Annotated in this window: 31 protein-coding genes and 1 pseudogene; 14 read left to right on the top strand and 18 right to left on the bottom strand. The window is 63.6% G+C overall.

What is annotated here, in order from left to right; genetic code table 11:
- From JQC81_RS32750 to JQC81_RS13590, 5 genes and pseudogenes are all read left to right on the top strand, one after another.
- Positions 1-190 (top strand): annotated as a pseudogene (locus JQC81_RS32750) (hypothetical protein); the annotation flags it as partial.
- 92 nt (positions 191-282) lie between these two features.
- Positions 283-504: a hypothetical protein gene (locus JQC81_RS13605; RefSeq protein WP_203272342.1), complete on the top strand. Its 222-nt coding sequence runs from the start codon at positions 283-285 to the stop codon at positions 502-504.
- Positions 505-614: 110 nt separating this feature from the next.
- Entirely contained in the window at positions 615-1,505 is an 891-nt protein-coding gene (locus JQC81_RS13600; RefSeq protein ID WP_203272341.1) for a F510_1955 family glycosylhydrolase, read from the top strand.
- 222 nt (positions 1,506-1,727) lie between these two features.
- On the top strand, positions 1,728-2,057 hold the full coding sequence (locus JQC81_RS13595; protein WP_203272340.1) for a hypothetical protein: 330 nt from the start codon (positions 1,728-1,730) through the stop codon (positions 2,055-2,057).
- Positions 2,058-2,153: 96 nt separating this feature from the next.
- Positions 2,154-2,606: a c-type cytochrome gene (locus tag JQC81_RS13590; protein ID WP_246520405.1), complete on the top strand. Its 453-nt coding sequence runs from the start codon at positions 2,154-2,156 to the stop codon at positions 2,604-2,606.
- Positions 2,607-2,674: 68 nt separating this feature from the next.
- On the opposite strand, the gene JQC81_RS13585 is transcribed toward JQC81_RS13590, so the two are convergent.
- Both JQC81_RS13585 and JQC81_RS13580 read right to left on the bottom strand, forming a co-directional pair.
- On the bottom strand, positions 2,675-3,331 hold the full coding sequence (locus tag JQC81_RS13585; protein WP_246520404.1) for an SCO family protein: 657 nt from the start codon (positions 3,329-3,331) through the stop codon (positions 2,675-2,677).
- Positions 3,312-3,821, bottom strand: coding sequence for a copper chaperone PCu(A)C (locus JQC81_RS13580; RefSeq protein ID WP_203272338.1), 510 nt, complete (start codon positions 3,819-3,821; stop codon positions 3,312-3,314). The genes JQC81_RS13585 and JQC81_RS13580 overlap by 20 nt, the downstream gene beginning before the upstream one ends.
- A gap of 164 nt (positions 3,822-3,985) precedes the next feature.
- On the opposite strand from JQC81_RS13580, the gene JQC81_RS13575 reads away from it, so the two are divergent.
- Together JQC81_RS13575 and JQC81_RS13570 are read left to right on the top strand one after the other, a co-directional pair.
- On the top strand, positions 3,986-4,492 hold the full coding sequence (locus JQC81_RS13575) for a hypothetical protein (RefSeq protein WP_203272337.1): 507 nt from the start codon (positions 3,986-3,988) through the stop codon (positions 4,490-4,492).
- 122 nt (positions 4,493-4,614) lie between these two features.
- Positions 4,615-5,280 carry a transglutaminase-like cysteine peptidase gene (locus JQC81_RS13570; RefSeq protein WP_203272336.1) on the top strand — a complete coding sequence of 222 codons (666 nt, stop codon included), beginning with the start codon at positions 4,615-4,617 and terminating at the stop codon, positions 5,278-5,280.
- Between the two features lie 33 nt (positions 5,281-5,313).
- Here the strand turns inward: JQC81_RS13570 and JQC81_RS13565 are convergent, their stop codons facing one another.
- The 3 genes from JQC81_RS13565 to JQC81_RS13555 form a co-directional block, all read right to left on the bottom strand.
- Positions 5,314-6,039 carry a ZIP family metal transporter gene (locus JQC81_RS13565; protein ID WP_203272335.1) on the bottom strand — a complete coding sequence of 242 codons (726 nt, stop codon included), beginning with the start codon at positions 6,037-6,039 and terminating at the stop codon, positions 5,314-5,316.
- Between the two features lie 108 nt (positions 6,040-6,147).
- Positions 6,148-6,741, bottom strand: coding sequence for a methyltransferase family protein (locus JQC81_RS13560; RefSeq protein WP_246520411.1), 594 nt, complete (start codon positions 6,739-6,741; stop codon positions 6,148-6,150).
- Complete coding sequence (locus JQC81_RS13555) at positions 6,741-8,879, bottom strand: heavy metal translocating P-type ATPase (protein WP_203272333.1); 2,139 nt, start codon at positions 8,877-8,879, stop codon at positions 6,741-6,743. Before JQC81_RS13555 ends, JQC81_RS13560 begins: the two co-directional genes overlap by 1 nt.
- Before the next feature lie 73 nt (positions 8,880-8,952).
- On the opposite strand from JQC81_RS13555, the gene JQC81_RS13550 reads away from it, so the two are divergent.
- Positions 8,953-9,369, top strand: a complete 417-nt coding sequence (locus JQC81_RS13550) for a MerR family transcriptional regulator (RefSeq protein WP_203272332.1) — start codon at positions 8,953-8,955, stop codon at positions 9,367-9,369.
- A 271-nt stretch (positions 9,370-9,640) separates the two neighbouring features.
- Here JQC81_RS13550 and JQC81_RS13545 read toward each other — a convergent pair whose 3' ends face one another.
- The 4 genes from JQC81_RS13545 to JQC81_RS13530 all read right to left on the bottom strand — a co-directional run bounded on the left by JQC81_RS13545 (position 9,641) and on the right by JQC81_RS13530 (position 12,768).
- On the bottom strand, positions 9,641-10,195 hold the full coding sequence (locus JQC81_RS13545) for a hemerythrin domain-containing protein (RefSeq protein ID WP_203272331.1): 555 nt from the start codon (positions 10,193-10,195) through the stop codon (positions 9,641-9,643).
- A gap of 470 nt (positions 10,196-10,665) precedes the next feature.
- Positions 10,666-11,070 carry a cytochrome P450 gene (locus JQC81_RS13540; RefSeq protein WP_203272330.1) on the bottom strand — a complete coding sequence of 135 codons (405 nt, stop codon included), beginning with the start codon at positions 11,068-11,070 and terminating at the stop codon, positions 10,666-10,668.
- A 517-nt stretch (positions 11,071-11,587) separates the two neighbouring features.
- Positions 11,588-11,809: a hypothetical protein gene (locus JQC81_RS13535; RefSeq protein ID WP_203272329.1), complete on the bottom strand. Its 222-nt coding sequence runs from the start codon at positions 11,807-11,809 to the stop codon at positions 11,588-11,590.
- Positions 11,810-12,258: 449 nt separating this feature from the next.
- Entirely contained in the window at positions 12,259-12,768 is a 510-nt protein-coding gene (locus JQC81_RS13530) for a ferritin-like domain-containing protein (protein WP_203272328.1), read from the bottom strand.
- Positions 12,769-13,069: 301 nt separating this feature from the next.
- Here JQC81_RS13530 and JQC81_RS13525 point away from each other — a divergent pair, with 301 nt between their 5' ends.
- A complete protein-coding gene (locus JQC81_RS13525; protein WP_203272327.1) occupies positions 13,070-13,684 on the top strand; it encodes an undecaprenyl diphosphate synthase family protein in 615 nt (204 codons plus the stop codon).
- Positions 13,685-13,863: 179 nt separating this feature from the next.
- Positions 13,864-14,217 carry a hypothetical protein gene (locus tag JQC81_RS13520; RefSeq protein ID WP_246520403.1) on the top strand — a complete coding sequence of 118 codons (354 nt, stop codon included), beginning with the start codon at positions 13,864-13,866 and terminating at the stop codon, positions 14,215-14,217.
- 243 nt (positions 14,218-14,460) lie between these two features.
- On the opposite strand, the gene JQC81_RS13515 is transcribed toward JQC81_RS13520, so the two are convergent.
- On the bottom strand, positions 14,461-15,159 hold the full coding sequence (locus JQC81_RS13515; RefSeq protein ID WP_203272326.1) for a histidine phosphatase family protein: 699 nt from the start codon (positions 15,157-15,159) through the stop codon (positions 14,461-14,463).
- Entirely contained in the window at positions 15,146-15,427 is a 282-nt protein-coding gene (locus JQC81_RS13510; RefSeq protein WP_203272325.1) for a hypothetical protein, read from the bottom strand. Before JQC81_RS13510 ends, JQC81_RS13515 begins: the two co-directional genes overlap by 14 nt.
- A 204-nt stretch (positions 15,428-15,631) precedes the next feature.
- On the opposite strand from JQC81_RS13510, the gene JQC81_RS13505 reads away from it, so the two are divergent.
- The 3 genes from JQC81_RS13505 (at position 15,632) to JQC81_RS13495 (ending at position 16,516) form a co-directional block, all read left to right on the top strand.
- Entirely contained in the window at positions 15,632-15,811 is a 180-nt protein-coding gene (locus JQC81_RS13505) for a hypothetical protein (protein WP_203272324.1), read from the top strand.
- A gap of 159 nt (positions 15,812-15,970) precedes the next feature.
- Positions 15,971-16,180 (top strand): hypothetical protein, encoded by a 210-nt coding sequence (locus tag JQC81_RS13500; protein WP_134498986.1) that lies wholly within the window; start codon positions 15,971-15,973, stop codon positions 16,178-16,180.
- Positions 16,181-16,225: 45 nt separating this feature from the next.
- Positions 16,226-16,516: a hypothetical protein gene (locus tag JQC81_RS13495; protein ID WP_203272323.1), complete on the top strand. Its 291-nt coding sequence runs from the start codon at positions 16,226-16,228 to the stop codon at positions 16,514-16,516.
- A gap of 24 nt (positions 16,517-16,540) precedes the next feature.
- On the opposite strand, the gene JQC81_RS13490 is transcribed toward JQC81_RS13495, so the two are convergent.
- From JQC81_RS13490 to JQC81_RS13475, 5 genes are all read right to left on the bottom strand, one after another.
- Positions 16,541-17,131, bottom strand: coding sequence for a LemA family protein (locus JQC81_RS13490; RefSeq protein ID WP_203272322.1), 591 nt, complete (start codon positions 17,129-17,131; stop codon positions 16,541-16,543).
- 26 nt (positions 17,132-17,157) lie between these two features.
- Entirely contained in the window at positions 17,158-17,499 is a 342-nt protein-coding gene (locus tag JQC81_RS13485) for a DUF2934 domain-containing protein (RefSeq protein WP_203272321.1), read from the bottom strand.
- 161 nt (positions 17,500-17,660) lie between these two features.
- The gene (locus tag JQC81_RS13480; protein WP_246520402.1) at positions 17,661-18,419 is read right to left on the bottom strand and encodes an SGNH/GDSL hydrolase family protein; all 759 of its coding nucleotides are present in this window, start codon (positions 18,417-18,419) and stop codon (positions 17,661-17,663) included.
- Positions 18,420-18,498: 79 nt separating this feature from the next.
- Positions 18,499-18,624: a hypothetical protein gene (locus tag JQC81_RS33850; RefSeq protein WP_281400269.1), complete on the bottom strand. Its 126-nt coding sequence runs from the start codon at positions 18,622-18,624 to the stop codon at positions 18,499-18,501.
- A gap of 4 nt (positions 18,625-18,628) precedes the next feature.
- Positions 18,629-20,257, bottom strand: a complete 1,629-nt coding sequence (locus JQC81_RS13475) for a hypothetical protein (RefSeq protein WP_246520401.1) — start codon at positions 20,255-20,257, stop codon at positions 18,629-18,631.
- Positions 20,258-20,712: 455 nt separating this feature from the next.
- On the opposite strand from JQC81_RS13475, the gene JQC81_RS13470 reads away from it, so the two are divergent.
- Positions 20,713-21,132: a hypothetical protein gene (locus JQC81_RS13470; protein WP_203272320.1), complete on the top strand. Its 420-nt coding sequence runs from the start codon at positions 20,713-20,715 to the stop codon at positions 21,130-21,132.
- A gap of 118 nt (positions 21,133-21,250) precedes the next feature.
- Here JQC81_RS13470 and JQC81_RS13465 read toward each other — a convergent pair whose 3' ends face one another.
- Together JQC81_RS13465 and JQC81_RS13460 are read right to left on the bottom strand one after the other, a co-directional pair.
- A complete protein-coding gene (locus JQC81_RS13465) occupies positions 21,251-21,502 on the bottom strand; it encodes a hypothetical protein (RefSeq protein ID WP_203272319.1) in 252 nt (83 codons plus the stop codon).
- 214 nt (positions 21,503-21,716) lie between these two features.
- Positions 21,717-22,100: a response regulator gene (locus JQC81_RS13460; RefSeq protein WP_203272318.1), complete on the bottom strand. Its 384-nt coding sequence runs from the start codon at positions 22,098-22,100 to the stop codon at positions 21,717-21,719.
- Positions 22,101-22,217: the final 117 nt, after the last annotated feature.

The raw sequence follows: 22,217 nt of genomic DNA, 5'->3' as shown, positions 1-22,217 counted from the left end.
CGTCCACTCCGCGCCCGGCCTCGGCTCTTGCCTCAGCCTAACGACACCGTCTGTCAGATTAAGTCCAAACTACTTCACAGGATTGCCCCTGATCTCGGCAACACGACTGGGCGAGAGTCCCGACCGGAGCGGCTCCGGCCTGACGCGCCTGCCCGATCCTCGTCCTCCTCGAACCATCCTGATCGGCTAAAAAACGCGCGGCTCCTCAAGGACCGCTCGCGGCCACAGAGGACCGGCGCACCCGCGTGTCCGCGATCCCAACCGCATTTAGAGAAGAACGAGATGCAGACGGTATCTCCCATCACACCCTTGGTGCGCCCCGCCGCATCCCAGGCTCCACCCCTGCTGAAAAGCCGGCGCGGCCTGATGCTGTTGGCCGCCATTGTTCCCGTGGCCGGCAGCCTTGTTATGGGTTGGCCCTGGCTCGTCGCCGCAGGCATCGCCCCGCTGCTGCTCTCCGCGGCCCCCTGCCTGGCGATATGCGCCCTTGGCCTGTGTGCATGAAGGGCATGCCAGGGCGGTCCTGCTCGACCGCGCCCTCCCGGCGCAAAACCCAACAATGAACCCCCAGGCCAGCCCAAGGGCTCGACCCCTTTGACCCCAAGGACTCAGACATGAAGAAGATCATCACCAACAAGCCCGCCCTGGCCGGAGCCGCCGCGCTCACCCTCGCGACCATCGGCTACAGCGTCCGCTCGGAAGCCACTGAGATTCTGGAGGTTTCCAAGCTGCCGGGCCACACGCACATCCACGGCCTCGCCGTGGACCGGCAGGATCCTTCCAGGCTGCTCATCGCCACCCACCACGGCCTGTTCCGCGCAGGCCCTGACGGCAAGGCGGAGCGCATCTCCGAGGTCCAGGACTTCATGGGCTTCAACCCGCATCCGAGGGATCCGAAGACGCTTTATGCCAGTGGGCACCCGGCGCAGGGGGGCAATCTCGGATTCATCGCCTCGACCGACCAAGGGAGGACCTGGACGCAGGTGTCGCCCGGCGTGAACGGTCCGGTGGACTTTCACCAGATGACGGTCAGCCCCGCCGACCCGAATACCATCTACGGCTCCTACAAGGGACTTCAGGTTAGCCGTGACGCGGGCAAGACCTGGAAGGTGGTCGGCCCCACGCCGGACAAGCTCATCGACCTCGCCGCCTCAGCGAAGAACGCAGACACGCTCCATGCCGCGACGGAGGACGGCCTGCTGGTTAGCACGGATGCCGGCAAGACCTGGAAGTCGCAGTTCAAGGGAGCCCCGGTCAGCCTGGTGGAAGTCACGCCCGAAGGCACGCTCTACGCCTTCGTGATCGGCCGCGGCTTGGTCCGCTCGGCAGAGGAACCGCTCGATCTGACGGAACTCGGCAATGATTTCGGCGGCGGCTACCTCCTGCATCTCGCCGTCGATCCGGCCAATCCCGACCGGCTGTTCGCCGCCACGGGCAAGGGCCGGGTGCTGACCAGCACGGACCGGGGCCGGACCTGGAGCAGCTTCGGTCCTTCGAACTCGTGAGGTAACATCTGTTGATGGGCGTGATGGACGGCATGGGGTGGATGATGGCGGGAATGGGCCTTGTCTGGCTCCTTGTCGTCATCCTGCTCGTCCTCGGGATTGCGGCGCTGGTGAAATACCTGCGCCGCTGAGATCGAGGCAAGCCGCAGGAACAGGGCGGCAGGACTTCGATGTTGAGGTGGGGGCTCCACGTCAGCAACGACAGCCAATAGGAGACATCCGATGAGAACCTTTCCGACACTGGCCTTGACGAGCCTTTTGACGCTGGCCGGGACGGCCGCGTTGGCTCAGGCGACATCGCCGGCCCCGTCCACCCCCGGTCCTGCACCAGCGGCTCCGATGCAGGGCATGGGTACGATGCAGCCTGGCACCGGCCAGCCAAACCCCGGTGGTCAGGCTCCCGGGCAGCAGGGTGGAATGATGCAGGGCGGCTGCCCCATGATGCAGCGCAATGCGCAGATGGCGTCCAACATGGAGCAGATGCAAAGGCAGATGGCCGAGATGACAACCACGATGCGGCAGATGCAGGAGCAGATGAACCGAACCCGGTGATCCGGCGATGCTTGAGGAGCGGAGCGGTGGCTCCGCCCCTCACCGAGTGAAAACAGCACGATGGGAGACGGCGCCGGGATCCGAACGGCTCCGGCCATGAGCTTGATGCTTGCCTACAGAAACACTGCCATTGTCCTGGGTGCCTCAGTCTGCCTAATCCTGGCGGGCACGGCGCTCCTGTGGATGTTCCGCCGGGACGGCGAGAGTTCTGCCCGAATTACCTTGGGCCGGCAGCTTTACGGTGCCTACTGCGCCTCCTGCCATGGAGCCGATCTTCAGGGAGAGCCCGACTGGCAAGGCCCCAAGCCGAACGGATTGATGCCGGCACCACCGCACGATGCGACGGGACACACCTGGCACCACTCGGACGAGGAGTTGTTCCGCATCACGAAGCTCGGCATGGCGGCTGTGGTACCCAACTACGAGAGCGCCATGCCGGCGTTCGGTGATGCGCTGTCGGACCAGGAGATCAAGGCCATTCTGGCCTTCATCAAGAGCACGTGGCCCGAGCGCGAGCGCACCTACCAGCAGGAGCGGAGCCGCCCCTGACGTGAACGCGGGCCCCGCGAGCCGGCCTCATTGAAGCCAGAACAGCGACCCGGTCCTATCCTCCTGCGCTACAGTGCCAAAGCCTTCTTGAGCTTGGCCAGCGCGGTCGCCTCGTCCTCGTGGTAGTCGATCAGGCTGACGAGATCGCCTTTGGCGTCGGTGACGATCACCGAAGACGTGTGGTCCATCATGTAGTCGCCGCCCTCGGTCGGCACCTTGCGGTAGCCGATGCGGAAGGCCTTGGCGGCCGCTGCCATCTCCTCCGGCGTGCCGGTGAGCGCGACGATGCGGGGATCGAAGCTCTCAAGGTAGGTCTTCAGCAGCTCGGGCGTGTCCCGCTCCGGGTCGACCGTCACGAACACGACGTTGAGGCGGTCGGCGTCCTGTCCGAGTTCCTTGAGGTGCTGGCTCATCTCGAACAGCGTTGTCGGGCACACCTCGGGGCAGTGGGTGAAGCCGAAGAAGTAGGCCGTCGGCTTTCCCTTGAACGTGTCCTGGGTCACGCGCTCGCCACGATGGTTGATGAGCGAGAACGGGCCGCCGACAGCCGGCACTCCGGAACTCGTGACGGTGGGCTGGGCGCGCAGGCCCAGCTTCTCGACCTGAAGCCAGCCAAGGGCGATCGCGCCGGCACCGAAGAGCACGACGGCGACAAGAGCCCATGCGGTCCAACGGATGATCCTGAGGGCGATCATCCCCGGCACCTCAATGATGCCCGTGGACATGCGCCGGAGCCGCCTGCGCTCCGATCCCGCCGACCACGTACTCGATCGCCACTGTGCCCGCCTTCTCGAACACGAGAGTCCCCTTGACCGTGTCGCCCGGCTTCAGCGCCTGCCGCAGGTTGACAAACATCGCGTGCAGGGTTCCGGGCTTCAGCTCGACCGTCTTCCCTGGGGCGATCTCCAGCCCTCCGGTGACGGGTTCCATGCGCGCGACGCCGTCAGCGACCGTGGAGCGATGCACCTCAAAGCGTTCGGCCACGGCCGTGGAGCCGCCGACCAGGCGGTCCGGCTCGGGCCCGGTGTTCGTGATCCGCATGTAGCCGCCGCCAACCTTGGCACCGCCGGGCGTGGCGCGGGACCAGGGCGCCTCGACCATTATGGAGCCTGCGCGGTAGGCCTCGGGCGCGGTCTGCGCCGTCGCGAAACCTGCGGGGACCGCAAAGAGGCCGGCGAGAAGGAAGGCAGTCGCGCCGAAGTGGATTGGGTTCATCGCATTAACTGTTTGCTGTCTTGAGGGACCGATAATCGGGTCCGGGATGCGGGGGACGTGCCTCCTGATGCGACCGCAGTCAATGCGGTACACGGTCGGGACCGTACACGCTTTCGTTAGCGGCCCATCGCAGCTCCCGCATTGGCTGCGACCCGGAGGATCCCATGAGAATTGCCGCCTCCCTCCTCGCGCTTGTCCTTGCGTTGCCCGCCTTGGCGGGTCCGTTCGACATCCCGCCTGATCAGTATGACGAGACCGTCAACCCTGCCCTGCAACGGGTCGGCGCCGACCTCCGCGTCCGGCAGATGGCCTGTGCTCCCGTCCGCTGCCGCTTCACGGCAATTCAGGTCGACATCGAGGTGTCCGGTCCGACGGACCGTCCCGCTATGGAGCGGATCACCATCGCTGCCTCCTTCCGCCAGGGTGACGATGCCGCCGCCGCAGGCCTGATCGAGGACACGCTCACCGTCCTCGGGGCGACCATGGTGGCCTACGATCCCGGGATGGCAGCGGACCGGCGCAGCGAGGTCCTGCTCGAACTGGGTGAGGCCGCCCTCAGCGTGGGCGAGGCGCATGTGGACAGCGCCGACGTGCATTACGCCCTCTCATTCGACGACCTCAGCGGGCGCCTGAAGATCACCGCCGCGACATTGCGCGCGGGGCACGGCTGAGGAACCTCCGGAACGAAACCGGGTGCGACCTGTTAACCCTTGTTTAACTTTCGCCTTGAGCGCCGTCGGCGTGCCGTGTCAGGTTTGATGAACAAAACCTTAACGGCACAGCGGTGGGGCCAATGCGGCAACCTCTCTTCGGGCTTCTGAGCGTTCGGCCTTTGTCCCGGAGCACGTTCCGTTTCGCCGCCGTCTCCCTCGCCCTGATCCTCAGCGCAGCAGCGCAGGCGCAGACCCAGACCGGAAGCATCCTGCCAGGCATCACCCAGCCTGCCGCCAAGGTCGGAGCCGCCAGGCCGATCCCCGGCTGGACCCTCTTCTGCCAGCAGTACCCGACGGAGTGCACGGTCGACTCGTCCGAGCCTGCCACCATCGAGCTCACGGCGAAGGACTGGCAGACCCTCAACCGCGTCAACCAGCAGGTGAACGCCGCCATCAAGGCAAAGACCGACAAGGATCACTGGGGCGTCGAGGACCGCTGGGACTTCGCCGAGGACGGCTACGGCGATTGCGAGGACTTCCAGCTCGTCAAGCGCAGGAAGTTGGTCGAGGCCGGCTTCCCACGACGGGCGCTGCGGATGACCGTAGTCATCGATGAGGAAGGCGCCGGTCACGCGGTCATGATGGTGCGCACCAACCGCGGCGACTTCATCCTCGACAACAAGCGCAATGCCATCCTGCCCTGGCACAAGACGGGCTACGCCTACGTCAAGCGTGAGGGCGACGAGAGCTCGGCCTGGGCGTCGCTCGGTGGCCGGACGTCGCCGACCATGACCGCGAACCAATAGGCCTCAACCGAAGGAAAGCCTGCCTGGCCGCTCTCAGGCCTCGAAATAGGACGCCACGAGGGTGAACAGGGCGAAGCCGCCGATGAAGAAGGCGGCCGTGTAGCGGGTATCCTCAGCCGCCTCGTGCGCCTCGCCCAGCATCTCCTCGATGGCAGCCAGGATCAGCAGCCCCGCCGTGAAGGCGAGCGCCGTGAGCTTCAGGCTCTCGCTCTGGTCGCGCAGAAGCCAATAGCCGATGCTCGCCCCGAGCAAGGTCGCGATCACGAACGAGGCCGACAGCAACAGGCGGGTGCTGCGCTTGACCCCCTTGTCGCGGAAGTTGGCAATCGTCGCGAAGCCCTCGGGGATGTCCGCCGTGACCTGACCGATGGCGAGCACCAGGGCAAGGCTGAAGGAGACGACCGAACCCACCCCGATCATCAGGCCGTCGCTGAACAGATCGATGAACACGGCCGCGTAGACCATCCAGGGACCGGATGCATCCTCGCCACCCCCGAAGTGCTCGATCCCCCAGTCGAGCAGGATGAAGGCTGCGCCGCCGAGGCAGAAGCCCAGCACCACCAGCCAGGGGGCCGCGCCCTCCAGCGCCTCCGGCATCAGCTCGATGGCGACTACCGCAACCACGATGCCAGCCGCCACGTGGAGCGCCCGGCTCAGCGTCCGCCGGGAGGTCTTGACGAGTTCGGCGACCGCCCCTCCGGCGAAGTTGCCGAAGGCCGGGAGCAGCGCCAATGCCAGAACCTGGAGATATGGATCCATCGCCTCTTCCGCTGCGAAGCCTTCCCGGCCAACGCGGCTGCCTTGGCCGAGTTCACTGATGGCGAGGCTGCCGTCCGCTGCCGAACCAACTCTCCTGTGGCTCAGCCTCTACCCAATCCATCGCGGCACGACGGCGCAATACGCCCCGTAGGCGGGACCGTGCATCCGGTGCAGATGCTCCTCCTCCATGCGGATCTGCACCGAGAAGGCGATCCAGGCAGCGCCGAGAGCAGCGGCAGTGCCGGCTTTCGGCGCCATGAGAAAGGCGCCGAGCACCACAGCCATTATGCCGAGGAAAGTCGGGTTGCGGGACCACGCGAACAGGCCTGTCGTCACGAGCCCTGTCCGCTCCCGGTCGAGGCCGATGCGCCAGGACGCTCCCATCCTGACTTGGGCAGCGATGATCGTGCCGCTGCCCAGGATCATGATCGTCAGGCCAAGCCACGCGATGGTCGGGTGCACCAGGACGGGTATCCGGCCGAGGGCCGTGTCGATCTCCGGCGAGATCGCCCGCACGATCAGGAAGACGAGCAGGACCGCGCCGCCGACGCGGTAGACCCGGCCGACGAAGTCGTGGGCCGTGTCGTCCTTCCCGAACCGGTTGGGCGAGCGCCCAATACGACGCGCCACCTGTCGTATCAGCAGCGCGAAGGCGATGCCGATGACGACGAGGAGCGCGACCGGAAGCCAGGCGGACGGCATCACGTCCGTCCTCCGGCCGCGAGCAGGCGCATCGCATTGGCCGTGACCAGCACCGTCGCGCCCGTGTCCGCCAGGATGGCGGGCCAGAGACCCGTCACCCCGAGGATGGTGGTCACCAGGAACACCGCCTTGAGGCCGAGCGCGACGGTGATGTTCTGGCGGATGTTGCCCATCGTGTCCCGGGACAGGCGGATCATGCGGGCGATGTCGAGCACGCGTCCGTGCAGCACGGCCCCGTCCGCCGTCTCCAAAGCCACGTCGGTGCCGCCACCCATGGCGATGCCGACGTCAGCGGCGGCCAAAGCCGGGGCGTCGTTGATGCCGTCACCGACCTTGGCGACGACCTTCCCCTGCGCCCTGAGCTCGTTGACGATGCGGAGCTTGTCCTGCGGCAGCAGGTCGGCGCGTGGCTCCACGCCAAGCGTGCGGGCGATGGCCGCCGCTGTCTTGGCGTTGTCGCCGGTGAGCATGATCGGCACGATCCCGCGGGCCTTCAGGGCCTCCAAACCCTCGATTGCATCCTCCCGGGGTTCGTCGCGCACCGCGATCAGCCCGACGGGCGCATCGTTCACGAGCAGGACCGACACCGTCTTGCCGTCCTCCTGTAAGGCCGCAACCCGGGCCTCGACCTCAGGCGGGAGCGGAGTAATGGCCGCGGCGGCCTTGGGCGAGCCGAGGAACAGGCCGCGCCGCTTGAACCGACCCTTCACGCCCTTCCCGCCGAATGCCATCACGCCAACCGCGGGAGCGACCTCAATGTCCTCCGCTTGAGCACGGGCCACAATGGCCCTGGCGATGGGATGGGACGAGGTGGCGTCGAGGGCGGCCGCATCCTCCAGGACATCGCGCGCACTGGCTTCGCCGAGGGCGATCACGTCTGTGACCTGCGGACGGCCTTCGGTTAGGGTTCCGGTCTTGTCGAGGGCGACCGCCGTGACCTTGCCGAGGATTTCCAACACGGCCCCGCCCTTGATGAGCAGGCCGCGCCGGGCACCTGCCGCCAAGCCCGCCGCAATGGCCGCCGGGGTCGAGATCACCAGGGCGCAGGGGCAGCCGATCAGCAGCACGGCCAGCCCCTTGTAGACCCACTCGCCCCAGGGTTCGCCAGCCAGCAGCGGCGGCAGGATGGCCACGAGGGCGCCAACGACGAACACGGCAGGCGTGTAGTAGCGCGAGAAGCGGTCGATGAAGCGCTCGGTCGGCGCCTTGGCCTCCTGCGCTTCCTCCACAAGCCGAACTACGCGCGCGATGGTGTTGTCCTGCGCCTCGGCGGTGACCTGGACGCGCAGGCTGCCGTCCGTGTTGATGGTGCCGGCGAAGACGGTCTCGCCCTTGCCCTTGCGCTTGGGCGTGCTCTCGCCCGTGACCGGAGCCTCGTCGATGGCGCTCTCGCCGGAGACGATGGTGCCGTCAGCCGGGACACGGTCTCCAGCACGCACCGCGATGACGTCGCCGACCGCCAGGGTCTCCGCCTGAACCTCCTCCAAGCTGCCGTTGCGCTCGATGAACGCGGTCTTGGGCACCAGGCCGGTCAGGGACCGGATGCTGGCGCGGGCCCTGCCTGCGGCAACGCCTTCCAGCAGTTCGCCGACGAGGAAGAGGAGCACCACGATGGCAGCCTCCTCGGTCTCACCGATGATCACCGCGCCGATGGCGGCGATGCTCATCAGGGTCTCGATGGTGAAGGGTGCCCCGGCCAGGGCCGCGGACACGGCCCGGCGGGCGATCGGCACCAGGCCGACGGCCATGGCGGCGGTGTAGAGCCAGACCTCGTAGCCCGGCAGGAGCGCGGCCAGACCCCACGCAGCCGCGAGGGAAAGCCCGCAGAAGAGCGTCAGCCGCCCCTTGGCCGAGCGCCACCAGGGATCGTCCTCGGCCCTATGGTCGTGGTGATGCCGCGTCTCCTCGCTCATCACGAGCGTGATGCCGTAGCCGAGGTCGCGAACGACCTTCTCGACCTGCTCGCCCGTGCCACTCCCGTCGGCGCGCAGGCGCAGGGTCTCCGTGGTGGTGCTGATGGCGATGTCCGACACGCCGGGCACGCGGGTGAGCGCGGTTTCGATCTTGCGGGCGCAAGACGCGCAGTCCATGCCCTGGACACGATACCTGATCTTCGGGGGAGCGACGTTCGCCGACATCATCCGGTCCTTGCATTTCGAGTCGGATCGACCCTACATCCTCTAGCGGCTAGAGGTTCAAGAGGTTTTTTCGATGTCCCTGACCATCGGCGAGCTGTCGCGACAGACCCAGGTGAAGGTGCCGACCATCCGGTACTACGAGCAGATCGGGCTTCTGGCCGAGCCGGTCCGGACCGACGGCAAGCAGCGTCGGTACGGTCCCGGGGACGTCCGCCGGCTCAACTTCATCCGCCACGCCCGCGCGCTCGGCTTTGAGATCGAGGCGATCCGGCAGCTTCTGGGCCTCGCAGGGGATCCCGACCGCTGCTGCGGCGAGGTTCACGACATCACCAGGGCACACCTCGAGGAGGTGAAGGACAAGATCGCCCGGCTCAGCGCCCTGCGTGACGAACTCGAGACCATGGTTGCCTGCGACCACCGCCGGATTTCCGAGTGCCGGATCATTGAGGCAATCGCGGACCACGGGGAGTGCCAACACCATCAACAGTAGGTCGGTTGGCTTGATCGTGGTTCGGGGCTGAAGGTCTCGAACAGGTCAAAGTCGAACTTCCCTGCCATTAGGAACGTCCGGTTTTCCGCTTGGCGCACGCTTCCGGCATACTTCAGCCCCGTGCCGTTAAGAGACATTCCAGGGTTACAGACAAAGCGATACGTAAGCCCATTTTGGAACGGGCGAGTGACAGGGCGGCCAAGCTGTCAGGATCTCTAGGCTGTTCACTGATATGCTTGAGCAAAGTCCGAGGCAGGTTTGAAGCGCGTTCTTAGCCGGTTTGCCGCCCCGTGAGCTTGTCGAGGAGCCGGTCAACCATGCCAACACCCGGTCCGACGGTCTTGTGAAAGAGCTCAGAATGTGGCGCACTGGGATGCGGGCGGGTCGGGGCCAGCTTCTTAGCGGTCTCCACCTTTTGGCCCATGTCGCTGAGTTTCTCAGCAGGGATGTGAGCCCGTAGCTCCGGGAATTGCTTGGACTCCTCCTCCTTCACATGGTGCCGCAAGTGCGCCTCCAACTGCCGAACCAGTTCCATAAAAGACGGATCAGAAGCGTCGACGTCTTCCATTTGCTTCATAACCTGGACGATCTCTTGGTGCTCTTGCTTGTCGTGCTCGACCTCCTCGGCACCGTTCGGCATGTGCTCTTCTATCGCCGGATAAACGTACATCTCCTCGGCGATGGCATGACGCATTACTTCCGCGATCACAGTATCGGCCAAGTCCCTGCGCTGGGCGGCGTCTGATGTGTGCTCGATCTGGCCGAGCAGCGCGATCATCTCTTTGTGGTCTGTGGTGAGGATGTCGATGACATCCGCGCCTGGCACACTTCCGTTGTCCTAAGTCATGAGACTCCCTCCTACGGGTCGGTGCTCCTCAGTATATGCACGAAATTCCGAGATAGTGTCGCGCAGCAGCAAGTCAAAGCCTAGTGGAACCTTATACCTCGCTGGCGGTCCTCCAATTTCCGATAAGCCTGTTTGTGGAATTTAAGATATGGCTCCCTTCTTGTTAGAAAGTTGTCATATCTGAGGGCCGATCTTGGATGGCATGAAGGCATGCATCGAAACCATCCAAAAGGTGATTGTGGTGCTCGACAATCTGAGAAAACGTTGGATTACCCATGTCTGCTGTCGTGTGTCCATCGGCAAGCGGCTCCGTTGCATTGCCTTCACAAGGCACAATCTGTAGCGCCATCGCTCGGGTCAACAGCTACTACATCCCGTGGTTTGACAGGTTGATGCCACAGAGCCGTCATTGCGCCCAGTTGAGCAGCCGTCTCCACCAGGTTATTTTCTTAAGGATTGGCTAGATTGAAGCGCAGCGTGTAGTTGTCGAGCGTACCCGGAAGGGAGTGGTCGGTCTGGAGCCTCTTCGGGTCTTGCAATGCGATACGGCGCTTTTCCAGGATAGCAGCAATCATCATGCTCCCGAGCATGGGCACGAAGTTGTGCGCCGGGCAGATGCCTGGACCTTCGCTGAACGGGATAAGCGGCCAGCGCCCGCCCGGGGAAGTTTCAAGCCAGAGATCCGGGGCAAAGCGGTGCGCATCAGGCAGGTTTTCATCGTCGCGATGGAAGTAGGGCGCATAGATTACGACATGAGTGTTCTTCGGCAGAACGCCGCCATGCCATTGCACCTCTTGCATCGTCTCGCGCAGGATCTTCTTCCAGATGGCGGCAGCCAGATTCCTCAGAAGCAAAAGAAGGGGCTGTGCCGGGGCCGGACGTATCTGATACGGGGCAGGAACTTGAGAGTCCGAAATGCCAAGGCAGACTACCTTTAGCGCCATTGGGCTTGGCTGAGGGCTACCATGCAGGCCACCACGCTTCCCTTTGGAGCACTGAGTATCTCTGTCGGCTCAAAGGTAGTCAGCAGGTTTTAGGCCTCGGCGTGGAGCGACCCCGCATGCGGCTTTCAGGGTGCAGTGCTCGTCTACTGCCACGAGGATGGGCTGTCCCATCCTCATTCTGCGAATTCGGCTTGTGATTCTTTCCCCGCTCACTGGTTTATGACGTTCCACGTGCGACAGAGCAGGACATGGAAACTCGGCGGTCAATAATACCGATATAGTGGCGGGAACAGCCCGTAACAAAAAGGGAACCCGACACGGGGCTGGGCTCCTCCTCAGAGACAGCTACGAGCATCAACACGTCCGCGGATTACCGCATGAAGCCATACCCCATTCCTGACCTGTCGAGTTCGCGCGATCTGCTTGCCTATCCCCGGCTGCGGCTGCGGCCGCGCGAGAAGTACCAGATGGCCGCCGCGATGATAACCACGAGCAGAATGACCCACCAATAATCCATAATACCACCGCCGGCTGCTCCGGCATCACCGGCTGGAGGAGAACCGGTCGTAGGCCCCGGAGCCGGTGTCTGCGCCCATGCAGACGACGCAGTCAGAAAGACAAAGCCGATCAATGCTGTGAGTTTGCTCATGCGAGTGTCTCCTTTTGAGGAATACAGGAACAGCTTCTTTGCTGTACGGCTAAGCTGTTCCTTTGGGGCAACGGCTTCTGCTGGCAGGTGTTCCGGCTTACGAGGCGGTTTCTCCAGTGAAGGGCCTCTGCATGCTCAATTCCGGCGTCGTCGTTCGTGACCTGAGACGGAAGGTCAATCCTCCTGCCGTGGCTTGGGATGATGCCAGTGTATCTCCCATGGTCACTGAGCCGCCCTGCTCACTGTAGCGGATGAAGCCGCGGCCGCAGCTGTCAGAAATGCAGGTGGCCGTTCCTACATAGCGACTGCTGGTACATAAGGTCACTGTGATCTTCCGGTTCGTTCTACCGGTCATGATCACGGCTCCCGCCTCACTCCTGATAGTCGAAGGCTAAATCATAGCGTCGCAGCTAAACGGGATGGTGTTGTCCCGCTCCCCTGTGCCGTTGTCAGCGATCCGCCTTCTCGCCGCTCGTGGTAAGGTCGACATATTGGCGCGTCACCGGCTCAATCAGATCGGCGACCTGCTGTGCCGCCATCTCCTCCTCCTTGATCGACTCGCGGAACGCGGATGTGTGGTCGGTCTCGCCGGCAGCTTCAGCAATCGCAATCAGCGAGCGGTAGGCTGCTACTTGCTCGTACTGATAGGCGTATCCGGCATAGAGGTTCTTGAGCGTCTCGTCCTGAAACATCCCATGCACGGTTGCTCCGACGCTGCCGGCCACACTGGTGACCGTCTCCTTGAGGGTGGGAGCGCTCTCGCCTACGGATTGCAGCGCCTGCTCAAGGCGTTGCACCTGCTGGCGCGTTGTCGCGATATGCTGTTGGAGAAGTGCCGCATAGTCCGGGTAGCTTTCCAGGCGGGACACCTGGATTTCCATCTGCTGCAAGCCCTGCTGCTCCATGGCATGGGTGTTGCGCAACGCCGAAACGTAGATCGAGCGGGCATCCGTGGCCATCAGCGTACTCCATTGAAAGGAAACGTATGGCTAACGAACCTGCTCTGGTCATGTTCCCCAGCCTGGGTTAGCCATTCGTGCCTGAAGGAATAACCCCGCTCAGGGCTGCGATGGCTTGGGAACAATGCTCCGGGCGAGCTGGCGGGTTGAGGATCCGGTTGGATTGCGAGGAGCGGTGCGAGGTCGTCGAGCCGGAACAAACTCAGGGCTGAAGGTGTATCACATGCCGCAATAGCTGCGATGGTGCCGCGCAAGAGCTAAAATTACTCCGTTGAGGCAGAAACGCTCAGGATCTCTGGCTATGACGAAGCGCTCTCTCCCCAGGCACGTGGGCTTCATTCCCGATGGGAACCGGCGCTGGGCCGCAGGTCGGGGTTTGTCCAAGGAACAGGGCTATGGCTTTGGAGTTGATCCGGGACTTGTCCTGTTCGAGATCTGCAAGAGCTTGGGCATCCCGGAGATCTCGATCTACGGCTTCACCCAGGACAACACCAAACGTCCCGTCCCACAACGCGAGGCCTTCCGCTCCGCGTGCGTGAGTTATGCCATGGAAGTGGCACGCCGAGACGCGGCCCTGATGATCGTTGGCGACGAGACATCGGATCTGTTTCCATCTGAGCTTCGCGGCTTCCGAACGCGGCAGGGCAACGGGATGAAGGTCAACCTGCTGGTGAACTATGACTGGGAGTGGGACCTGGTGGGCTTGCGGGAGGGGAACATCCGGTCTCATGACGTTTCGAGGCTCGACCTGATTGTGCGTTGGGGCGGGGGGCGCCGCCTCAGTGGCTTCCTGCCCGTGCAGTCGGTTTATGCCGACTTCTATGTTGTTGATGAGTATTGGCCGGACTTCAAGCCTGAGCATTTTGACCAGGCTCTCCGCTGGTTCAGGGGGCAGGACCAAACCTTGGGGGGATAAGAGTTCGCAATCTTCCGCTGAACGCGGACGCCTCTTTCTCCTTGTTCCTCCACACAGGTTCTTCTTTGCCAGGGTTACCATCTGGAGCCGCAAGCCGGGCCGTGTCTCTGCGCCGGGCGATCAACAGTTGAGGATGTACGGGCGATCTCCGTCTCAGGAAAAATCCGAAGGAGTTCATCTTGCGGACCCATTGCAGCGATCAGGATATGGAGCAATCTCAGGTGGGAGACGAAGGACAGAAGACACTGGAGCGCGCCTATGCGGATCTTGATCGCGAGGTTCCGGAACGTGTGGCTCGGGCTCTCAGGTGGCTGCGAGATCCGAACTCCCGTTGGATCCGAATTCCGATTGGGCTGCTGTTGATCCTATCCAGTGCTCTTTGGTTCCTGCCTGTGCTCGGTATAGAGTTCCTGCCGCTCGGTCTCCTGCTCATTGCTCAGGATGTCCCCTTCCTGAGAAGGCCCGTCGGACTTGCGGTGATTTGGCTGGTCCGGAAATGGATCGCACTCAAGCGGTGGTGGCAGGGCAAGTGAAGCCCCGTAGATGTCACTGAAGTCCCATCATCCGATCCTCGCGCTCGGTTTCGGGCATCCTGCCACCAGTTCATCTGGAGGCCGCCATCAATCGTGAAGCTCTGGCCGGTGGCATAGTCGGCATCGGTTCAGTCACCCGGGGGCTCCCTATGTGGCGCCTGCTCAACCTCCTCGACCTGCTCGGCAGCGCCTACTGTCTCGCAAAGGCATGACGCGTAGCGGGATATCCTTGCGCCCGCCAACTCAGCATCCATGAAATCCACGGTTCGGGATGGGTGCAGGCGTCAGAACGCCGAGGATCTTCGGAGCGCCACCGGGCTCCAGAACAATCGCACCGCCCTCCGGCAGCGCGGTCCCGCCGACGCTTGGCCCCAGCACCATGATCGCTGGCGTGCGATGCCCCACCAGCACCCGGTTGACGCCGTCTGGCGCCGGCTCGGACATCAGCCTCCGGTGCTCATCCAGGATCCATTTGAGCCGTCCGCCGGCATAATCATCCGCGAGAAGGCTGTCCGTGACCTGGACCCGCTCGGGACCGAAGGCGAGCTCGGCGGTGTCGTGCGCCCGAAACACCGGCCCGGCGAGAACCGGATCCGCCACCGGAATTCCTAGCGTTCGGAGAACCTCGCCGATCCGGCGCGATTGCTCCCGGCCCTCAGGTGAGAGGTTTCTCTGGCCGGAGCGGTCGCCGATGCGGTAGGAGCTGTCGCAGGGCATACCAGTGGTGTCCGCATGTCGGAAGAACAGGACGAGTCCGCCGCGGCGAAGGCGCTCGACCAGTGCCCTTCCCTCAGGCTCCTGCACCGTGACCGGAGACAGGCTCTGGCTGCCTGCCGGATAGATGACGGTGAGCGCCAGGACTGCACCAAGAAGCCAGACTTCGATCTGTGCCCGTATCCAGCTCATCGGCATCACGAGCGCTTTGCGATCATCTCCCGGCATCTGCCTTGCCGGCTTCACCCTGGAGCTTCTCATCGTACCACTCGGCCAAGTCGGACGCGAAATTCTCATCCTGATTCAGGCGCACCAGGAAGGCTGAGGCCAAGAAATAGTGGAATGGGATGTCGGAATGCTCATCGTCGAGCATCGCGTCGACCTCAGGGCTGGCGAACAGCTGGTGGCTGATCTGGCCATCCTCCATGCCCAGGACGATGGCGACCTGTCCGGGCTCCAGGGTGATCGTGGTCTTCTGGTCCTTGCTGTCGGTCATGCTGACGGCTCCCCCGCAACGGCGCTCGGCTTCATCCTCAATCACAAGAATAGCTGCACCGTTCCCACTGAAGGTCATCGGCTTGCCTCGGCCTGACACCGCTCATGCGGCCGCGGGTCGCTCAGGACGAAACGAAAGAGAGGGAACATCGCCTCCCCCCAACAGGTTGGCTCAGTCCGATCACAGCTTTCTTGGAGAAGCCAAATGGCACAGAACGCAGGCGCCAATCAGGGCGGGGTCAACAAGACCCAGGACAAAAGCGCGGACAGCAAGCGCCGGCAGGACGATCAAACCGGAGACGGAAACACGGAAGCCAAGCCGCTGGATCCCGGGACCGGGACGGACGGCCGGGCGCCAAGCGATATGACCGGCGGCCGGAGCTAGGACGCGTTCAACATCTGATGATCACTGCAGACCAAGGGAGTTGCCATGGCCAAGAAAGCTCGCATGAGGCCGTCCTGGAAGAAGGCCAAGCGGATCAAGAGCCAGCCCTCCGGATCACGGGCGGAGAAAGTCACCCAGAAGCGCAGCTAGAGGCAGACCATGACTACTCGGAACCACAATAACCGCAGCGAGAAGCAGAAGGGGCACGTGCCCGACCGCAGCGACGAGGCTGTTCCGAAAGGCCACAGCAAGGATGCCGGCCACCATCCGCATCATGGCGATGGTGGCGGTGGCGTTCCCAAGACGCAGGGTCAGGGGCAGGCAAACGAGGGGGTGGACAACCGCAAGCAGAACCGTGGTCACGGCTAGCTAACGATCCATTCGCGTGACCATCCGAACCCATGGAGCCCTCCCATGCCAGATCCCGACGATCCAAACACCAATCCCTCTCCCGCTGAGGAACAACAAGAGCCCGCCCAACCTGAAGGTGACGTCCCGAACCTCGGACCGACCTCGGATCCGTCCGGACGCGACTTCGGCGACTCCGCGGGCTATGGCAGCGGCGGCTCGACACGTGACTACCAGGAGGTGGTCGGCGAGAACCCGGTGACCGCCGGCAGGCCTAATCCGCTCGATGCGGTGATCCCGCCCGAGCGGCCCGCCAGCCAGGATGAAGGGCCGCAGGCCCCCAATAGATCCGGCTGATTACAGCGGAGCCCGCTTCCGAGGTCAGGGCCGGGAGCGCCCGTCCGTACGCTCCAGCCGCGCTTGGGCGAAGGCGGTCAGGGGCTTTGCGTCCGAGCGGAGAATGGCCGCAACCCAGCGGTCCGGGATCTCCCGAAGCTCCTGGTTGTGAGCCCGGACCGCGTTGATGAGGTCGCTGCGCGCCACAACGATCCGGTCCTCCAGGCGCTGGAACTCCGCCAGTCGATCCGCAAAGCGTGTGTCGCCGGTCAGTTCGGGATAGCGCTTGATGGTTTCGTAGAGCGTGTCCAGAGCGGCTGTCAGGCGGCGCTGGGCCTGCACATAATACCGGAAGCGCTCCGGCTCGGCGATGAACCCGTCCGCATTCAGGATCGCCATCACCTCGTCACGGGCGGCCATGACCTCATTGAGCACCTCGCGCTCGGCGGGAGCCCTCTGGCGCACGGCCTCCACCAACGCCGGAATTTGATCGGCCCGCTGGCGGTATTGGCTCTGCACCTCGCTCCAGGCCTGCTGGGCCCGCTCTCTCAGGGCCGGCACATCGCCGTGGTCACAGGCCGCCACGCTGAGGAGGAGCCCAACAGCAACGCTCCATAGTCCCAGACGGGCAATCAAAGTCTTCTCCTGCCTTGCAGGGCCGCTTACTCGTCTATGTCGTCCGGCACCGAGCGGTCGCTCACCTTCTTGGGCCGGGGCACCTTCCGGGTGCCCACCTGTGCCGTTCCCGGCGAGGTTTCGCCGGCGCCCGGATCCTCGGACTGCTCGTGCTGCGCCTCATCCAGTTCTCGCTCGGCTCTGTGCCAATGATCCTGTGGATCGCCTGAGCGGCCCTCCCTCTCCCAGATCTCGTAGGCGCGCTGGCGGATCCTTTCCTCGGAGGGGCCAGGCCGCTGATCGTTGCCGCTTGGACCGTCAAAGATCTGGCGACCAAGATCGAGGCCAATGCGCGGGGTTGCATCCGGACCGGTTTTCTCCTGCGTCATAGCGGCTCCTGTCCTGCAAGTCCTGGTATCAATGTCCGGATGCGGAACATGTTTCCTCTCAGGCTGCGGAGAGTCCTGGCCGGCAGACGACGGATCGGGATCCTCTCGGGCGGTCTGCCGAAGGGCTCCCGGTGTCGCTCGTGGCCTCGCCGTGCATCTTTTTAGCGCGTCTCCAGCACCTGGGCCGCGGCCTCCGCAAGACGCTGATGTGCCTCCGTGGTCGGATGAACGCTGTCCCAGAACAGGTGGCCCTCGCAGCGTCGGTGCTGGCCACAAGGCGTGGTGATGTCGACAAAGCCCGCGGCCGCCGGATCGGCCCTCACCCGCTGCGCCAGTTGCCACACGTCGAGGCGATACAGCCGCAGGCCATGGCGGCCGGCAAAATCGGAGAGTGCCTGATCGACGGCGCTGTTGAAGCGCCCGGCGAGCGTGCTCGCGGCCTCGACAGCTTGAGAGCCTTGGCCTCGCACTGCCGGCGTGATCCCGATGGCCGGAAGATTGGGCACAAGAATGTCGGTTGCGCCCAGGCGCGCCAGATCGGCCACGATGCTCCTCAGAGACGCGACGGCGGCATCCACCATGGTGGATGCCTGAGGCTGACCGATGGCCGCCAACAGATCGTTGCCTCCGCCATAGACGATGTAAAGGATGCGTCCGTGCGGGCGGGGCGCTCGAAGATAAGCGCTCGCCTGCGCCCGCAGGCTGGTGCTGCCAGAGCGGGGATCGAGGCGAGCCCCGCCAACCGCAAAGTTGGATCCACCCAGCCGGCTCGGCTTGAGCGCCAACCCGAACCGCCCAGCCAAGTGCTCGACCCAAACCGGTCCATTCGATGCACGTCCCGCATTGCCGTTGTCCGACAGGCTGTCTCCGAAGACCACAATATGATCGAAGACCTGAACGGCCTGGGCAGATGAGTTCATGCGCGCCAATGCTGCAAAGACGATAAGAGAACGAGCCAGGCTTAGCATCGTGCTGCCTCTCGGCGGTCGAGACATCATGTTAGCTCTCCGACCGCAAAGGAGGGGATCCGCCTGCAGCCTGCGCCTCAATGGCGTGGCTCACCGTGACGTCGGGCATCACGGCAGGGTGGCGGAGCGCCAAGTCGAAGGTGTCGCCGGCTCTCATTCCGTTAGATCGCAAGCTCGCCAATGTCTCGCGGCTCCTTCGCGGGATGGCCATTCTCCCTTCGGCGTGCGTTGCCCAGAACCTCGTAGGCTTTCAACCGGGCGCGCATGACCGAACCGAGAGGCCGGTGTGCCGCCAGGCTGTGCGAGGGACAAAAGAGAAGCGTCTCATCCAGAGCCTGACGGGCGGCGTCGAAGGCCTCCTGCGGCGGCAGGGTCAGGCGGGCGACCGGACGATAAGGGCTCTCGTCCTCCGGCCACTCGGCATTGGCACTCTCCACCGGCATGCGCTCCAGATCGGTGCAGAGCTGGATGCCGACCTCGTACTCCGCCGGATTGCCGCGGAAGTATTCGACGATGGCCGTGCGCAAGCCATCCTCATCAGCGGGTTTGAGACTGACTCTCAACAGGTCGTGCAGGCGGGGCATGTCGGGCCTGACACGGAGCTTTGCAATGTAGTCGCCATAACGGAACGGGCACTGGCTGTAGTAGCTCTCCCCCAGCGGGTGGTTGAAGGGATGACCATAGAAGTCCAGATTGGCGCTGTTCAGACCAACAGCATTGAGAGCCGCATTGGCTGCACGGGATGTCATCGAGACCGCCTGCTTCACGCCTTCCGGCAGCGGCATGGCCATCTCGGTCGCGGTGATTTGCGCCAGGAAAACTTTGGCGCTCGGGGCGATAAACACCGTGCCGGTGTCGAGCACCCAGTCCTGTGTTACCTCTCCCTCATGTCCGGGCAGCATCTGCCCTTCGACACCGATGATCTTGAGGGCCATGCCGCGCGGGGTCGAGACCCGGCGGTCGTCGAGGAACTCGCCGGGCACCTGGGCGAGGCGGACAACAGCCGGGTAGGTTCGAGGCTCCGCAAACAGTCCCTGCCGCAACTCGGGAGGTAGATTGTCTAAGACCCGCAGCTCACCTTTCAGAATGCCATGCGGCTTGGCATGTGATGTGCGAACGGATCGGCCATAGCGCTCCCGTGTGGTCCGACCGCCGCTGGCCATCACCTCAATGATTTTATTGACCGTTTCTTGTTCATCGGTCTCGATCACTTCAATATCGTCGCTGTAGCGGACGAACGATGGCTTCGCTTTGGGGTGCCCCATGTCATGACCGTTCTCTTGCGGCAGTTGCGGGTCATGAGCGCCGACAGAGCCACTGAAGGTCCTGCAGAGGGCGTCGGTCACAAGGCCATAGACAAGGTGAGCAACGAAGCCGCGAGCATGGGCGGTCCAGGGATAATCCTGGGTCCGGCCGGACAGACCAGCAGCGGCGTTGATGCCTTCGTCCTGAATGAGGAACAATCCTAAGCCAAAGAGACTGCCCCTGCCCGCATCAAGATAATCGACCCGCCCTCGCAAGGCACCATACAGCGCCCCGGGCATGATCCCCAAGCCATAATGAACAGCAAGACCGGCTGCATCGAGTCGGCGCGACTCAAGCGCAAGTCCTGCCCTGTCCCCGGCTTCCGCGGCCATGACATGAGCCGGATCCATGCCACGCGGCCGAGCTTGCTGCGTCCTGCGACGCGTCCGGTGGCTGTCGAGACCGCGTCGATAGTTGAACCAGTCGACGCGATCCATCACCCATACGGCCGCGGCTCCTGCAATCGCGCCGGCCAGAGCATCCAAGACGATGTCGGACCGGGCACGCCCTGGGCGACGATCAGTTCTCCCCTGTGGCCGTGCGGCGGATCGGGCAGGCCGTGTACCGGTTTGCTCACTCGCTGAATACGACATGGCATCTCCCACTCGGGTTCGAAGGATACAAGGCCGGGAACTGCTCCGGCTCATTTCTCGTCGATAGCCAACGCGAGCGCGATATCGATGGTTGAAGCGCCACCATTCGCCCGGCAAGGCCATGGAGCCCATCGGCTGGCTTACACCTCAGGTTCCAATCTGTTGGAGCCCCGGGAGTTCCAGCATGGCTGGTTTACGAAGACGAACCTGCTGGCACGAAGGAATGGGGGTCATAGCCATTCAAATGCTCTTTCAGGAGCACATGGAGTTTCTCGACAACGAGGCTCTTGGCAACCGCACCGCCATTCCGGCTGTTGAAGACAGGCGATCCTGAAGCAGAGAGACCTATGGCCAAGAAAGCAAAAGCGAAGCTGCCCAAGACCGTTGCCGGCGTGAAGGTGCCGAAGGCCATTCGTTCCTCCGACCTACTTGATGAACTACTCAACTCGGAACTGGGCCGGGAAATTCTCGCCGAGGCGCTTGTGGCAGCTGCTGGTGCAGTAGCCTCCGTCCTGATCAAGAAGCGTCCGAGCGCAGACCAGATCGTCCAAGCCGGGCATGCTGTGACCGACAGGGGAGCAAAAGTGGCATCAGGCACCCACGACTTGGCCCAGACTGCTGTGGGAGCAGTCACCGAGGTCGTTGCCGATGCGGCGCGACACATCCTGCCGACCTCGCTCACACGTGCTGACGATGACAAGACTCGCGCACCCGCACACAGGCGGACTCGCCGTGACCCCAGCGGGGATGAGGATGCTGACGTTTAACGTGATCTCCGAAGAGCCGTCGGGCAAAGGCTTCTGGTCCATTCCGGGCGCATGCCACCGTCGATCAGGTCGACAGTGGCTCGTTCAGGCGGACACATCGGTTCGTGTGGGCCTTCACCTACTTCGTCTTCAGGTTGGAGAACATGAGCACCTTGCGCTCCAGGTCGAATATCGTGTGATCGCTCAGGGCGAACAGCTTCAGCATCGGCTCAAGGTCCTCGGCATCGGGCTGCAGGATGTATTTCTCAACGCCATTGTCGAGAATGAGCTGGACTGTGAAACGGCCCTCTTCACCTCGCTCCTGCTCCGTCCAGGACGCCTGGATGTTAGTGACCTGCCGCCTATCCCTTGCACAGGAACTAGAGGCCAAAGCTGACCCAGCGGCCGACTGGAGCTAGTGACCCCCCGCATGACGGCGCGGGAGCTTACGTCCGGAAAGGATCAACCTGAGCCCTCAAGCGAGATCGCGTGAAGGTCGCCTCGCAGTCCCATTGCGGAAATGCGGCTAAGGTCTGCCCCGTGCCAAGAATCAACATTCGCAAGCTCAACGAGCAGAAGTCCTGCACTCGCCTCGTGTATGAACCTCATGATTTCTGCACGAGACCTGGCAACGCCTTGGCGAGGTCCTCCGGGCGGAAGGGCTTCTCCCAGCGCGGAACATCCCTGTAGGCCTCCGGCACGGCGGCTTTGTCATAGCCGGTGGCGAAGATGAAGGGCACGCCCTGCTCCCGCAGCGCATCGGCAACAGGGTAGACCATCTGGCCTTTCAGGTTGATGTCCAGCACAGCCGCATCCACAGGCTCCTCCGCCAGAAGCGCCAGGGCCTCGTCCGTCGAGCGGACCGGTCCTACCACGTCCGCCCCGAACTTCCGGAGAGACTGGGCCATGTCATCCGCCAGGAAGTACTCATCCTCGACGATGAGCACCCGGCGATAAGTCAAGGCCCCTGTCTCTGCCGTGCTGGTCATGCTCTTTCCTCCGATGCCCTCGCCGGGACGGTTCCTGCGGCTCCACACCAACACAGGTTAAGGAGCGCTGTTCCAGGCCCTCATGCGCGAGCCCGTCACCAGCCTGAATCTGGAGGC

It is taken from the genome of Microvirga arabica, from assembly GCF_016811235.1.
Lineage (GTDB): Bacteria > Pseudomonadota > Alphaproteobacteria > Rhizobiales > Beijerinckiaceae > Microvirga > Microvirga arabica.
This window is presented reverse-complemented; position numbering and strand designations above follow the sequence as displayed.